The 15,161-nt window shown below is 58.3% G+C and carries 10 protein-coding genes; 6 read left to right on the top strand and 4 right to left on the bottom strand.

What is annotated here, in order from left to right; all coding sequences use genetic code 11:
• Window positions 1-114: 114 nt before the first annotated feature.
• From ABVF61_RS09390 to ABVF61_RS09375, 4 genes are all read left to right on the top strand, one after another.
• The gene (locus ABVF61_RS09390) at window positions 115-1,164 is read left to right on the top strand and encodes a TRAP transporter substrate-binding protein (protein ID WP_353993251.1); all 1,050 of its coding nucleotides are present in this window, start codon (window positions 115-117) and stop codon (window positions 1,162-1,164) included.
• Window positions 1,165-1,278: 114 nt separating this feature from the next.
• Window positions 1,279-2,646, top strand: a complete 1,368-nt coding sequence (locus ABVF61_RS09385; RefSeq protein ID WP_353993250.1) for a glutamine synthetase family protein — start codon at window positions 1,279-1,281, stop codon at window positions 2,644-2,646.
• Window positions 2,647-2,870: 224 nt separating this feature from the next.
• Window positions 2,871-4,259 (top strand): aldehyde dehydrogenase family protein, encoded by a 1,389-nt coding sequence (locus tag ABVF61_RS09380; RefSeq protein ID WP_353993249.1) that lies wholly within the window; start codon window positions 2,871-2,873, stop codon window positions 4,257-4,259.
• Between the two features lie 260 nt (window positions 4,260-4,519).
• The gene (locus ABVF61_RS09375) at window positions 4,520-5,683 is read left to right on the top strand and encodes an iron-containing alcohol dehydrogenase (protein ID WP_353993248.1); all 1,164 of its coding nucleotides are present in this window, start codon (window positions 4,520-4,522) and stop codon (window positions 5,681-5,683) included.
• Window positions 5,684-6,343: 660 nt separating this feature from the next.
• On the opposite strand, the gene ABVF61_RS09370 is transcribed toward ABVF61_RS09375, so the two are convergent.
• From ABVF61_RS09370 to rtcR, 4 genes are all read right to left on the bottom strand, one after another.
• Entirely contained in the window at window positions 6,344-7,660 is a 1,317-nt protein-coding gene (locus tag ABVF61_RS09370; RefSeq protein ID WP_353993247.1) for a B12-binding domain-containing radical SAM protein, read from the bottom strand.
• Window positions 7,657-8,343, bottom strand: a complete 687-nt coding sequence (locus tag ABVF61_RS09365) for a hypothetical protein (protein WP_353993246.1) — start codon at window positions 8,341-8,343, stop codon at window positions 7,657-7,659. Before ABVF61_RS09365 ends, ABVF61_RS09370 begins: the two co-directional genes overlap by 4 nt.
• 197 nt (window positions 8,344-8,540) lie before the next feature.
• Window positions 8,541-9,053 carry a hypothetical protein gene (locus ABVF61_RS09360; RefSeq protein ID WP_353993245.1) on the bottom strand — a complete coding sequence of 171 codons (513 nt, stop codon included), beginning with the start codon at window positions 9,051-9,053 and terminating at the stop codon, window positions 8,541-8,543.
• A 162-nt stretch (window positions 9,054-9,215) separates the two neighbouring features.
• A complete protein-coding gene (gene rtcR, locus ABVF61_RS09355) occupies window positions 9,216-10,799 on the bottom strand; it encodes an RNA repair transcriptional activator RtcR (protein ID WP_353993244.1) in 1,584 nt (527 codons plus the stop codon).
• A 207-nt stretch (window positions 10,800-11,006) separates the two neighbouring features.
• Here rtcR and ABVF61_RS09350 point away from each other — a divergent pair, with 207 nt between their 5' ends.
• Window positions 11,007-12,581, top strand: coding sequence for a vWA domain-containing protein (locus ABVF61_RS09350; RefSeq protein WP_353993243.1), 1,575 nt, complete (start codon window positions 11,007-11,009; stop codon window positions 12,579-12,581).
• Window positions 12,582-13,718: 1,137 nt separating this feature from the next.
• Window positions 13,719-15,125 carry an RtcB family protein gene (locus ABVF61_RS09345; RefSeq protein ID WP_353993242.1) on the top strand — a complete coding sequence of 469 codons (1,407 nt, stop codon included), beginning with the start codon at window positions 13,719-13,721 and terminating at the stop codon, window positions 15,123-15,125.
• Window positions 15,126-15,161: the final 36 nt, after the last annotated feature.

The following is a 15,161-nucleotide window of genomic DNA, read 5'->3' as shown; positions in this document are numbered from 1 at the left end:
TGCGGGACAATAAGAAGACTGTCCGGAGGAAACGGACTTTTGGCAGCGGCAAGACAGAACCGGAAAAACGGTCGCGCCGCATGGATTTTGTACTTGTAACTAGGGGAACCTGAGATGACCAACAGACGTGACTTTCTGAAAAAAGCCGGTGTCGGCACAGTTGCCGCCGCCGGAGCCACGACGCTTGCAGCACCCGCCGTGCACGGCCAGTCGCCGATAAAATGGCGCTTGCAGACCTATGCCGGTCCGGCTCTCGCCGAGCATGTGATCAAGCCGCATATCGACGCCTTCAACCAGGCTGCGAATGGCGAAATGGAAATTGAACTCTTCACTGCCGACCAGCTTGTGCCGACCGGTGAGCTTTTCCGCGCCATGCAGCAGGGCACCATTGATGCCGTTCAGTCAGACGACGATTCCATGGCGTCACCGACCGAAGTCACCGTGTTCGGCGGATACTTCCCGTTTGCGTCGCGCTATTCGCTCGACGTGCCGGTGCTGTTCAACCAGTACGGTTTGAAGGAAATCTGGGAAGAGGAATATTCCAAGGTTGGCGTCAAGCACATTTCCGCCGGTGCCTGGGATCCGTGCCACTTCGCAACCAAGGACCCGATCCGCTCGCTGGAGGATCTTCAGGGCAAACGCGTCTTCACCTTCCCGACAGCCGGCCGGTTCATGAGTCAGTTTGGTGTCGTGCCGGTGACGCTGCCATGGGAAGACATTGAGGTTGCAGTTCAGACCGGCGAACTCGACGGCATTGCCTGGTCGGGCATCACCGAAGACTACACGGTCGGCTGGGCGGACGTGACCAACTACTTCCTGACAAACAACATCTCTGGTGCCTGGGCCGGATCGTTCTTTGCCAACATGGAACGCTGGAACGAGCTGCCCGATCATCTGAAGACCATGCTGCAGCTTGCAATGGACGCATCTCACTACTATCGCCAGTGGTGGTACTGGGGCGGCGAAGCAGCGCTGCGCGTCAATGGCACCAAGATGGAATTGACATCCATCCCGGATGATCAGTGGGCAACCGTTGAAGAAGCAGCCCTTGCTTTCTGGGACGAGATTGCTTCGGAGTCCCCGGTGAAGGCGAAAGTCGTCGACATCTTCAAGAAGTATAACGCCGACATGCAGAAAGCCGGACGGCCTTACCGTTACAGCTAACGGCACCGGTTATGCCGACCACTGGTCGGCATAATCATGATTTACCGGCCCGTCAGGCATCTGCCGGGCCGGGCCCTTGACCAAAGACACTGCCCAACACGGGATTGAGACAAAATGCCTGGCAACCTGACCTTTGACGCGCTGAAAACGCTCGTCGCTTCCGGCGAGATCGATACGGTGCTCGCGTGTATCGTCGATATGCAGGGACGGCTTATGGGCAAGCGGTTTCATGCCCAGCATTTCGTCGATACGGCCTATGACGAGACCCATTGCTGCAACTACCTGCTGGCAACGGATCTTGAGATGTACACTGTGGAGGGTTACGCCGCGACGAGCTGGTCAGGCGGGTACGGCGATTACGTGATGAAGCCTGACTTGTCGAGTTTGCGGAAGGTGCCCTGGCTGGAAGCGACGGCACTCGTCATGTGCGACGTCCAGGATCACCATACCCATAAAGACGTGCCGCACTCGCCCCGAGCCATGCTGAAGGCACAGGTTGCCCGGCTTGCCGACATGGGTCTGGCACCGATCATGGCGACCGAGCTGGAATTCTTCCTGTTCGAAAAGAGTTTCGACGAGGTCCGCAAGGAAGGCTTCCGCGACCTTGCGCCGATCTCCGGCTACAACGAGGACTATCACATCCTGCAAACCACCAAGGAAGAGGATGTGATGCGGCCGGTCCGCAACGGCCTTTACGGTGCAGGTATTCCCGTTGAAAACACCAAGGGCGAGGCCGAAACCGGACAGGAGGAGCTGAACATCAAATACGCTCCTGCCCTGGACACTGCTGAGTATCACACGATCGCCAAACACGCCGTCAAGGAGATCGCCTGGGCACAGGGACGCTCGGTCTCTTTCCTTGCCAAATGGCGCAGCGACAAGGTCGGCTCGTCTTCGCATGTTCACCACTCGCTGTTCGACAAGAAGGGCAACAATGTCTTCTGCGATGACAAGGCTGAGCTCGGCATGTCGGAAACGATGCGCCACTACCTTGCCGGCATGATCAAGTACGCGCCCGAATACACCTATTTCCTGGCGCCCTACATCAACAGCTACAAGCGGTTCCAGAAAGGAACCTTCGCACCGACGAAAACAGTCTGGTCCGTCGACAACAGGACTGCGGGCTTCCGGCTGTGCGGCGAGGGGACCAAGGCGCTTCGTATCGAATGCCGCATCGGCGGGTCCGATCTCAATCCCTATCTTGCGTTGGCTGCACTGATCGCCGCGGGCATCAAGGGGCTGGAAGAAAAACTGCCACTCGACCCGCCAACAACCGGCGATGTTTATGAGAACCGAAAGGCGAAGGAAATCCCGCACACGCTCCGCGACGCACGCGAGACTTTGCACAAATCGAAGTTCCTGCGCGAAGCGTTCTCCGATGCCGTCATTGACCACTACGCCCGCGCGGCGGAATGGGAGATCGAGGAATTTGACCGGGCCGTGACGGACTACGAGATCGCTCGCGGATTTGAGCGGGCATAGGAATATGACAAACACGTAGAGATGTCTTTGTCCAAACCTCATCCTGAGGAGGGCCGAAGTGCCCGTCTCGAAGGATGGGCGACATGCTCTGCCTTTGAAGCCCATCCTTCGAGACAGCGCTTGCGCGCTTCCTCAGGATGAGGGTTCGGGGTGGTCAGGACGAGAAATGAGAGCCAACCACTTTCAACACACCGCGCGCAAAGATGCGGCATGAGAGGTTTCAAATGTCAGATGTGATCAAGCTGATCTCCCCCGTCGACGGGTCGGTCTATGCCGAACGCCCCGCGCTCGACGAAGCAGCCGTCGAAAGGGCTGTGTCGGCGGCGAGAAATGCACAGGCTTCCTGGGCGGCGACACCAATCGGCGAACGTGTTGCCTATTGCGAAAAGGCGCTGGAAGCGCTGAAGGCGATGAATGACGAGGTCGTGCCGGAGCTTGCCTGGCAAATGGGTCGTCCGGTGCGCTTCGGCGGGGAACTCGGCGGCACGATCGAGCGCACGGAGTATTGCGCGTCGATCGCCGAAGATGCGCTGGCCGATATCGAGCGGAGCGACAAACCCGGTTTCAAGCGGTATCTTAAGCGCGTGCCGCTCGGCATCGTGATGGTCATAGCGCCGTGGAACTATCCCTTCATGACGGCCATCAACACGATTATGCCGGCGCTGATGGCTGGCAACGTGATCCTTTTGAAACATGCGGCGCAGACGCTTCTTGTCGGCGAACGTCTTGCCAAGGCGTTCGAGATGGCGGGCTTGCCCAAAGGTGTCTTCCAGAACATCGTTCTGACCCATGCAGGCACCGAAAAACTGCTTGGCTCCGGCCTGATCGATCATGTCAACTTCACCGGCTCGGTGGCCGGAGGCCGTGCGATTGAAAAGGCGGCTGCGGGAACATTCGCGACGCTTGGCCTTGAACTTGGCGGCAAGGACCCTGCCTATGTGCGGGCAGATGCCGATCTCGACTATGCCATCGGCAATCTGGTGGACGGCGCGTTCTACAATGCCGGACAATGCTGTTGCGGCATCGAGCGCGTTTATGTGCATGAGAGCCAGTTCGACAGGTTTGTCGACGGTTTTGTCGACCTGACCAAACAGTATCAGCTCGGCAACCCGCTGGACGAAGCAACAACGCTTGGCCCGATGGCGCAAACCCGGTTCGCGGCCTGGGTCCGCGAGCAGACCGGTGAGGCTCTGCGCAAGGGCGCGAAAGCTCATATCGACGTGACAGCGTTTTCAGAAAACAAGGACGGCACGCCTTATCTCGCGCCGCAGGTTTTGACCGATGTTAACCACCAGATGTCGGTGATGCGCGAAGAGAGCTTTGGTCCGGTTGTCGGCATCATGAAAGTCAAGGACGACGAGGAAGCCCTGCAGTTCATGAACGACAGCCCGTACGGCCTGACCGCGTCGATCTGGTCGGAAGATGTCGAGGCTGCTGCCGAGATCGGCGACAGGATCGAGACCGGAACGGTCTTCATGAACCGCTGCGACTATCTCGATCCGGCGCTGGTGTGGACCGGCGTCAAGGACACCGGCAAGGGCGCGGCGCTTTCCGAAATCGGCTTTCACAATCTGACCCGGCCGAAATCCTTCCACTTCCGGGTGGAGCACTGAACGGGAGAAAGAACGAACACCGTGCAGATCCGCTGCAATTGTCATCCTGGCTGAAACGAAGTGGAGGGCCGGGACCCGGTGACCGGCCCAGCCATCCAGACCAAGATTGCGTAGGCCGATGGATACGGGACCCCTGCCGGAGTATGTGCCCCTCGAAAAGAGGGTGTAGGGGTCAAACGGTCGAGTGTTCGACCCCGAATTCAGGATACGGTCACCCGCAAACTTAAGACTTTGAAGAACTCAAAACCAACGAGACACCCATGAGCTCACTTCCTTCCGTCAACTGGTCCTATCCGACGTCCGTCCGTTTCGGGACCGGCCGTATCAAGGAGCTGCCGAAAGCTGTCAAGGCCGTCGGCATGACCAATCCGCTTCTCGTGACCGATCCGGGCCTTGCCAGTCTTCCGATGGTCGCGGACGCGATCGCGAGCCTAAAGGCGTCCGGTCTCTCGGCTGCCGTTTTTTCGGACGTGAAGCCGAACCCGGTCGACAGCAACATTGAGGCCGGCGTTGCGGCGTTCAAGGAAGGCGGTCATGACGGCGTGATCGCCTTCGGCGGCGGGTCCGGTCTTGATGCCGGCAAGCTGATCGCCTTCATGGCCGGGCAGACGCGGCCGATCTGGGACTTCGAGGACATCGGTGACTGGTGGAAACGCGCCGATGCAGATGGCATTGCGCCAATCGTCGCTGTTCCCACGACAGCCGGAACCGGGTCCGAAGTCGGGCGTGCGGGTGTCGTCACCAATGAGGCAACGCATACCAAGAAGGTGATCTTTCACCCGAAAATGCTGCCTGAAATCGTGATCTGCGACCCGGAGCTCACAGTGGGCATGCCGCGGTTCATCACGATCGGCACCGGCATGGATGCACTGGCGCACTGCCTGGAGGCGTATTCGGCGCCGATGTATCATCCGATGTCGGAAGGTATTGCACTGGAAGGCATGCGGCTCGTACTGGAGAACCTGCCGAAGGTCGCGGCCGACGGCTCGGATCTTGAAGCGCGCGGGCACCTTATGAGCGCCGCTGCGATGGGGGCGGTCGCCTTCCAGAAGGGGCTCGGCGCCATCCACTCGCTTTCCCATCCCGTCGGTGCGCTTTATGACACCCATCACGGCATGACAAATGCCGTCTTCATGCCCTACGTGATGCAGTACAACAGAGCGGCAATCGAACAGAAATTCGAACGGCTCGCCGGCTTCCTTGGAATTTCAGGCGGCTATCAGGGCGTTCTCGACACGGTGCTGAAGCTGCGCAGCGACCTAGACGTGCCGCATACACTTGCGGGCCTGAATGTCGATGACAGCAAACGCGACCTGATCGCGGAAATGGCCATTGTCGATCCGACCGCCGGCGGCAATCCGGTTGAACTGACAAAGGCCGGTGCTCTGGAGATTTTCGACATGGCGCAGAGCGGTACGGTCTGAACCGGCGGATAGTGCGCCGTTTCACTCGCAAGCCATCGTCATCCCGGCCGTGCGCAACGCGAGCCGGGATCGGGGAGCCCGTGCGTACAAAGATCATGGAAGAGACTCCGAGGCACTCCGGTCCCGGATCTCCGCTTCGCTGCGTCCGGGATGACGAAGATGAAGCTATTGGAAATCGACCAGCCTCATTCGAACACGTTCGCCGTTACCCGCACGATTCGGTGGCACGTTCCTGATCCCGACTCGATATGGCGCAAACTGTTGTTCTCTGCTTTGGCGCCCGATCCTTCGAGACAGCGCTTACGCGCTTCCTCAGGATGAGGTTCTGCGATTGTGCGACTACTCGGCCAAGCTTGTTTCCAACAGCCTCATCCTGAGGAGGACACGGATGTCCGTCTTGAAGGATGGGCCATGAATTCTTTTCGTCTAACACCCTTCGCGGGGAGCTTTGGCCTCTGGTCAGGTGATGAGTTTCAATGAATTAATGACGGAATTTGAGCAGTCGTCCCGATTTCCCATTGTTGCATCCCGACGGGGTCAGCAGCGCCAAAAAGTTTTCCCGTCGCAGGACGCCATCTTGCCTTCCGGCTGAAGCCGGACATTCTTTTTCAAAAATCCGAACAGGTGCAAATGACCGCGTCGGCGCAAAATCTCGGGAAACTAAGCCGGCTTGTTTGCCGTCCGCATTTGCCGGCGAAAAGCACCCCGGCGCCACTGCGTGAAGTCGTCCGTATAGAGCGTTGCCACCAGATCCTTGAACCGGTCTTCAAGCTCATCGACGGTCATGCCGTCGGGCCGGATATTGACGTCAAAAAGCGTGCAGGTTTCCCAGGCATCTTCTCGAATGAGGCGTCCTTGCGACTTAAACCGGTCATAGAGCGGGGTTCCGGGAAACGGGGTCTGCACCGTTACCTGCACATCATAAAGACCGCTGTCCCTGACAAAGCGGGTTACATCGTCGAAGCTATCCTCGGTTTGCCCGTCGAGCCCGAGAACGAAGCATCCGTTCACGGTGATTCCGTGTTGCTGAATCCTGTGAACCGCTTCGAGATAGGTGTCGGCGCGCTTGGCCTTCCAGTTGGCTTTCTGCTCTATCCCGTTCAAAACCGTTTTGTCTGTCGCCTCAAGTCCGATCAAGAGCTGGCTGCACCCGGCATCGCGCAGCATGGCAAGGAGATCCGGCTCATCTGCGACCGACACATCCGTCTCGGTGAACCAGCGGATGTTCTCGCCTGCGAGCGCTTTTGCAAGCCGTTTTGCATGGGCCTTGTTGGCGAAGGTGTTATCGTCCGCGAACTCGATAAACGGCTTTGGCCAGATGGTCTTGATCCGGCGGATTTCAGCAATGACTTTCTCGACCGGTTTGGTCTTGAATCTGGGTGAGATACGGATCGAAGAGGCGCAGAAGTCGCAGGAGAGTGGACAGCCGCGCTGGGTCTGAACCGTGAGCCTGTTGTAGCGGTCGATATCGAGCAGTTCGAACGCCGGCATTGGGGCGTGCTGCAGGTCGAAGGAACTTGAACGGGCATCGTAAACCGGCTTCAGTGCGGCGTCTTTAAGGTTTTTGATGACTTGCGGCCAGACTGGCTCAGCTTCGCCGAGGACAATCGCGTCGGCGTGCAGTGCAGCTTCCTGCGGACAGGCCGTGACATGTAATCCGCCCAGGATGACCTTGGTTCCTTCGCGGCGATACCGATCTGCAAGTGCATAGGCGTCCTTGATCTGGGCGGAATAACTTGAGATCGCGACGGCATCAAAATCACCTGGAAGACGGTCCAGTCCGGCAAAGTCCGCGACCTCAAGGTAGCGGATATCGATATCGGACGTTGTCAGACCGGCAATGGTCAACAGGGCGAGGCTGGGCAGCGACGCGATCACCTTGCTGCGTTCCACAAATCCCGGCAGCGTCAGGCCCAGTCGCATCAGGTCCTGGTTCTGGGCCCGGACACCGCTCATGGCGATAAGGCCGAGCCTCATACGGACGATTTCCGCAAGTGAATACGGGCGACCAGAAACAAATACATGATCAGGAGAACCGGCGCTGCGAGAATGGAGAAGAGTGTGATCGACGCCAAGATGTCGAACGCTGCATCATTGGATGTTGGCTCCCGGATTCCACCCATGACGGCGAAGACTGCCTGTTCAAGATTGAGGATTGTCAAGGTGGTCACAATGAGAACGAGTGGCAGTAGCGTTGCGACGACAACAGCGACCGCGGAGAGTTTCCCCACACGGTGCAAAAAGACTGCGAACAGGGCTACCCGCCAGGCGGCAACGATCAGGAGAAACCAGACATTTACGGTTTGGGCAGACGAGAGCGACATGAATCTCTCGACGGGAATGGCATAGAGAAGCGCGGGCAAAGACGTGAGGGTGATGAAGATCAGAATGTTGCGGTAGCTGAGATGCTGCGGTTTGAGCGGGGCGGAAATGGCCCAGACAATGGCTGCCAGGACAAAAACATATCCTAGAGAGCCAAGGCCCGCATATTGCCACCAATCTGCACTCGGGTGATCCCAATACCGGCCAATCCCGACCAGCCAGGTGGTGAAGAGGCCCCAGCCGAGATAAATGTGCCAATGCTCTGCAAGCGATGGCTTGAAGGCTCTGAAGGACAAGAGCCGGACCTGGTCAGCCAGCACACGCAAAAAAATACTCAAATGCCAGCCTCCGTTTGGGCTTTTCAAAGCGAAGCCCATCTGAAATGCAATTCAAAATACCACTATCTTATTTCATTCTTTGAAGGCCCATTTCAACACGCGTCGGCGCAGTCAGGTCATGCAAAAAAAACGCGCCACAGTGTGGCGCGATTTTTTTGGATGTGGGCGTGGTTCGCCCGCATGGTTTTTGCAGAGAGTCAGGCGTTCTGCTGCTTTTCGATGAGTTTCAGCATGGCGACCATAACGATGCCGTAGAGCACATGACCGATCAGAGCGACCCAGACAATACCGGAGAAGTTCAGGAAGAACGGCAGGCCTGCGAGAGAAGTGATGCCGCCGATGGCGAAGACCCAGAGACCGAAGCCATAGATTGCGGAGGGGAGGAACCAGTGGGTGTTGCCGACAACGCGTTGCCAGATCGGTGCGAAGATGAACATCCAGCCGATCGGGTATCCGATGAGACCGACCACATAGAAGTGTACGAAATAGCCGGCAAAGGCATTGTTCGGCAGTCCAAGGGAGCCGAGCAGGCTTTGAGCCAGGCCATGCGGGGAGAGTTTTGCATATCCGAGCGCCGGGCTGATCACCTGCCCCCATAGGTCAAACGCGACCGTTGCGAAAAAGCCCGAAACAAACATCAGTCCGAGCGTTGCGAAGTTTATGGAGGGCAGCGCGCCGACCAGCCGGTTTTCAGAAGTAAGTGTCATCATGTTCATTAGCCTTCCAGGTTACAATCTTGTTGCGCCCTTTATTTGGGAAGGCATTTGGTAACGTGCATTCAACTCGATGTTCTTCGTGTTGACGTTTACTTCAAGTTCAAGCGTGTCCGGATCACGGAAACGCCATTGGCGCGTGAGCCCGCTGTGCCGCGCTCAGCGATCGGCCACAATCGACTGCCAACTCAGGTCAAACCGGTCCAGATACTTCTTGAGGCGGTCGGCATCGTTGCGGCTGGTTCGTGTCGCGCGGGAGGCTGCGAAAAGCACTCTGCCCGCCGCACTCAGCGAGGGGCTCTTGCGGCAAACACGAATGACATAGGCAAGCTGCACCCTGTCGAAGGCGTCAATGTCCCCGGTTCGATCTCCGAGCAAGTCTTCCAGAAGGGCGTCATCCGGATTGGTTTCAGCGCTCATCCACTGACGTTCGAGGGCTTCAATCTCCTGATCCACGAGCGCTTGCGTGATGCGTCCGCGCGGGGCAAGGGTACACAGTCTTTGAACCGAAGCGCCCAGATCGCGAAAGTTTCCCGGCCAGGGCGTCGCAGGAGACATGGCGAAATCGAGATAACGCGCGCGCGCATCAGCGTTGAAGCCGACCCGGCTACCAAGCAGTTTTTCGGACCGGTTGAGTTCAAACTCGATATTGGGTTCGACATCCTCGCGGCGCTCGGTCAGCGAGGGCAGGCGGAATGTCCAGAGGTTCAGGCGCGCGTAAAGATCCGGCCGGAACTTTCCTTCAGAGACAAGTTGCCCGAGGTCGCGATTGGTCCCGGCAATGAGCTGGAAACGGCTGGTGATTTCATGATCGGATCCGACGGGCAGGAAGCGGCCGGTCTCGACGGCGTGGAGGATCATCGCCTGCTCATCAAGGCCGAGTTCGTTGATCTCATCGAGAAACAGGACGCCGCCATCGGCCTCGCGCAGCAGGCCTCGCCTGTCCGGGCTGCCGGTTCCCATGGTTCCGCGCCGGTGGCCAAAGAGGCTCGACATGGCGCGCTCGCCCTTCAGGGTGGCACAGTTCACATGGACCAGCCTGCCCTTTACCCGGCGGCGCTGCAGCTTGAGTTCGTAAATGCGTTCTGCCAGCTCGCTCTTGCCGGTGCCGGTGTCTCCGAGCAAGAGCAGTGGCGCATCCGAGTTCGTGGCGACAAGCTCTATGCGTTCTATCAGGCTGTTGAAGGCCGGGTTGCGGGTTTCGATGCCGGCTTTCAGGAGCGCGTTGTATTCTTCTGCAATGAGATCGAAGCGCTGCTGCAGGGCGTCGTAGCGCGAGAGGTCAAGGTCGACAATGTTGTAGCGGCCGTTGACCTCGCTGTCCTCGCCGCGCGGCGGTGATGTCTGCACCAGCTTGGCTGGGACGTGACGGGATTCCGTCAGCAAGAACCAGCAGATCTGGGCAACGTGTGTCCCCGTTGTCAGATGGACGAAGTAGTCCTCTCTATCCTCGTCGAAACCATACTCGCGCGCGAAGTCAAAGAGGGCTCCGTAAACTTCCTGAAAGTCCCACGGATCGCGAAGGTCGACGAGTTGCAGCAAGACCTCCGTCGCCGGGCTTGCATCCTCGATGTCTGCCTTGACGTTTTGCGCGAGGCGATGAAACGCCCTGTCGTACAGGAGTTCAATCCTGTGTACCGGAAAACTGCCATGCTGGGTCACGGCGATAGACGGACGCCAGCGACGCTTTTTGCCGGCGTCCAGTTGCGTGCCGAGAAAGCCGATGACGACGTTCTTTTTCAACGAGATATCCAGTTTTATAAATTCGTATCCAAAAGTATAAGAATATTTCTTGCTGCAAATGTCAATATTCAAGATAACCTATTAAATACAGTGACTTACATCTAATTTGCTTTTTTGTTTTTCTGCGCGGTTCGCTGATGCAATCTCCTTCTCAACACAGACACGAACACCAACGCCTTTCCAGGCACGGGTTTGAGGAGCGAGACAATGGCGAACAAATCTCTGTTTGCATCCCAGCGTGGACGTTTTTCCGGCAAAGCCGACGCCAGGAACCTGGCGGGTGGCAAGGCCTACACATATGAAGACCGTCACAAGCTGGCGCAGCTGGCTGCAACGGGCTCCATCGGCAACACGTTCTACCAGTCCGCCGAGCTCGAGCTGAAGGCCGTTCTTGAAACGGCGGCTTCGGTTCCGGATGGGTTTCTGGCGAAGACGGCTGTTTACGCCCGCCAGAAGGGCAAGATGAAAGACCTGCCGGCCCTGTTGCTGGCGGTGCTGGCATCGCGTGACCCGCAGCTGTTGGCGAAAGCCTTCCCGCATGTCGTGACCGACGGAAAAATGCTGCGCAACTTCGTGCAGATCCTGCGATCCGGTCAGACGGGGCGCAAGTCGCTCGGAACCAGGCCGAAGGCCTTGGTGCGCGGTTGGCTGAACGCTGCAACGGATTACCAGTTGCTTCAGGCAAATATCGGGAAAGATCCGTCGCTTGCCGATGTCATCAAGATAGTGCACCCGAAACCGCGCGATGCCGAGCGTGAGGCTCTCTTCGCCTGGTTGATCGGCAAGCCGTGCGACGTTGAAAAGCTGCCGGAGCAGGTCCGAGACTATGTGGCCTTCCTGGAAAACCCGAAGGGCCGTGAAGTACCGGACGTTCCGTTCCAGATGCTGACGCATCTGCCGCTTTCCAGGAAAGACTGGGCGAAGCTGGCAGAACGTGGAAGCTGGAACATGGTGCGCATGAACCTGAACACTTTCCTGCGCCATGGCATCTTTGAGGATGAACGGTTCAAAAAGACACCGGTGGTCGGCATCGTTGCCGATATATTGAAGGATCCGAAGCGTATCAGGAAGGCTCGCGCCTTTCCGTATCAGCTGCTCACGGGTTTCCAGGCATTGTCTGAGGATATGCCGTCCGAAATCCGCGAGGCGATGCATGAAGCGCTGGAAATCTCGGTCGCCAACGTACCGGCCTTCAAGGGTCAGGTCGTTGTGTGCCCGGACGTTTCCGGGTCCATGATCTCTCCGGTGACGGGGTACAGAAAGGGGGCGACAACCGAGACGCGCTGCGTCGATGTTGCAGCTCTTGTGTCCGCAGCCGTTCTGCGGCGAAACCGCGGGGCCACGGTCCTGCCGTTTGAAGTCAAGGTTCGGCAGGTCAAGCTGACGGGGCGAGATACCGTCATGACCAACGCCAAAAAGCTCACCGAGCAGTGGGGCGGCGGAACGAACTGTGCAGCGCCGCTGGCGTGGCTGAACGCAAAACGCCGGGCACCGGATCTGGTGATCCTGGTATCCGATAACCAGTCCTGGGCGGGAGTCCAGGATCGGCATGGAACCGGCGTGATGCGTGAATGGGAAGCGCTGAAAAGGCGTAACCCGGATGCCAAGCTGGTGTGCATCGATATCGCGCCTTATGGCACAAGCCAGGCCAAGTCGCGGCCGGATATCCTCAACATCGGGGGCTTCTCCGATGCGGTGTTCGACCAGATTGCGGCCTTTGCCAAGGGGGCGATGACTGCGGACCAGTGGGTCGGAGAGATCGAAGCGATCGAACTGACCTGACGTTTACGACCGCGGCGGGCAATCCGCCTGCCGCGGTTCCGGGAAGATCCGGCGAATGCCGAAGGAACTACATTGCTCCAACTATGGGACAAAGTCCGAGCGGGTTCGACTCCCCTCCAGATCAGCGGACATTCAATCGGAACCGATGGAATGTCCATAGGCTGACCGGCCTTAACGGGTCGATCAACTTGTCTGCGCTTTCCGAGCGCAGGTTGATCGCAGCATGCGCTCTTAGGCTCGAGCGGGACTCCCGTGTTTCTTTACTTTTGTCGCCTGGTCTTTCCAGAGTTTTTGATGCGAGGCGGATGCCGATGGAATTACATTGTTACCTCCGGAAATGCGTGGGTCGGGCCACGCCTTCGCGGGATTGCGATGTCGTCTAACGAGGAAAGGCAACGGAGCTGATTTCATCATCGACTTGCCGCCGCAGAGATTAACCGGTCAGGGCGAATGCCTGCAGAACTACATCGACTCAGGATCGCCAGGTTGCGGGTTCGAATCCCGCCGCTGCAACCATCTGATGCAGCGTAGCTCAACGGATAGAGCAGGAGTGTTTTGCACCGATCTTGTCGTCCTGACCGGACTGACACCAATAGCAACCAGTATCTGGCGCATGAAGGAGATTTAAAGGAAAGATATTTTGAACGCGGCGGATGCCGGCAGGACTACATTCTTGACCATGAGTGTCTTGTCATCACCTTGCCGCCGCGCGGAAAACCGGTCAGGGCGAATGCCTGCGGAACTACATCGATCTTTAATCGCCAGGTTGCGGGTTCGAGTCCCGTCGCTGCAACCATCTGATGCAGCGTAGCTCAAGCGGTAGAGCAGGAACGTTTCGCACCCACCTCGTCGCTCTGACCGGATTTTGGAATTTTCGAACGGTAACTTTGAATGCGGCTTTGCCGCGAAATCGGGGATGCCGGCAGGATTACAGGTAGACGCCTCCCGGCGCGGTCGAGAGGGGAGGCGCGACAGTGCTTCCCGTGCCAGTTCAAGCCTGGCCCGGAGCAATCCGGTGGCGGAAAGAAGATCTTGCCAAACCTTGCCCCGCATAGCCTGGCGGATGCTGGCGGGCGTTCGTTTCTGACGATTTTCCGCGACACGTTTGCCGCCAGGCGGGTATGAAGGAAGAAGACAATGACGATTGAGAGGGAAATGACACAGCTGACCAGCGCGATGCTGACCGCGTGGGGCCACGAAGAAGGCAAGGCCTTTGGTGCCGCCCTCAGGGACGGTCAGGCCGCGCTCGATCAGGGTACGCCGCTTGAGGATGTGCGTCAGATGCTGGAAGGCTACAAGCCGGCCCCGGTTCTGCCGCTGGCTGCGTCCGGAGAAAAGCCGTTTCACGTCAACCTGGACGCGGAAGGTGAGGACGAAGAGGCGAACCTGAAGGCGGTCAAGCATCACATGACCGAGCTGATGCGTACGCCGACGGTCGAAGCCGGCGCGATCATGCCGGATGCCTGTCCGGCAGGTCCGCTCGGGACCATCCCGGTCGGCGGTGTCGTTGCGGCCCGCAACGCCATCCATCCGGGAATGCACAGCGCCGATATCTGCTGCTCTGTGATGATGACAGAGTTTGAGGACGCTGATCCGAAAACCGTTCTGGATGCCGCGCATTCGGTGACGCATTTCGGCTCGGGTGGCCGTGCCAACGGCAAGCGCTTCACGATGTCCATGGGCCTTTACGACCAGTTCCGCGAGAACCGGTTCCTGAACGACCCGAAGATCCTGCGCATGGCGCAGGAGCATCTGGGAACCCAGGGCGACGGCAACCATTTCCTATTTGTCGGCGTTTCCAGGAATACCGGGAAAACGGCGATGGTGACCCACCATGGATCCCGCGGGCCGGGGGCTGTTCTTTACAAGATCGGCATGAGCGTTGCGGAAAAATACCGCAGGAAACTGTCGCCGAAAACCTTGAAGCAGAACGCCTGGATCCCGTCTGAGAGCAAGGAAGGAAAAGCCTATTGGGAAGCCTTGCAGCTGATCCGCAAGTGGACCAAGGCCAACCACAACGCGTTGCATCAGGCGACGGTCGAGGCGAGCGGGACCACCCACTCGGACCGTTTCTGGAACGAGCATAACTTCGTGTTCGAGCGTGACGGTCTGTTCTACCACGGCAAGGGGGCGACCCCGGCCTGGGACGGATACGCATCCGATGCAACGGGGCTGACACTGATCCCGCTGAACATGGCTGAACCGGTTCTGGTCGTACGCGGCAAGGATGCCGGTCATGCGCTCGGGTTCTCGCCGCATGGCGCGGGGCGCAACTTCTCGCGCTCCGAGCACAAGCGCCGCTCGCTCGGCAAGACGCCGGAAGAGATGCTTAAGGAAGAAACGGAAGGTCTCGACATCCGTTTCTTCGAAGAGAAGATCGACGTCTCCGAACTGCCGTCCGGCTACAAGAAGGCCGATGCGGTTGTTGCCCAGATCAAGAAATACGATCTGGCCGAAATCGAGGACTATATCGATCCCTTCGGCTGCATCATGGCCGGTGATATCGAGCCGTTCTGGAAGAAGAGAAAAGGAGCAAGGCGGTAATCCGCCTTGCTTCATTCAGGCACTGATTTCCCGAGT

The organism is Roseibium sp. HPY-6 (assembly GCF_040530035.1).
Lineage (GTDB): Bacteria > Pseudomonadota > Alphaproteobacteria > Rhizobiales > Stappiaceae > Roseibium.
This window is presented reverse-complemented; position numbering and strand designations above follow the sequence as displayed.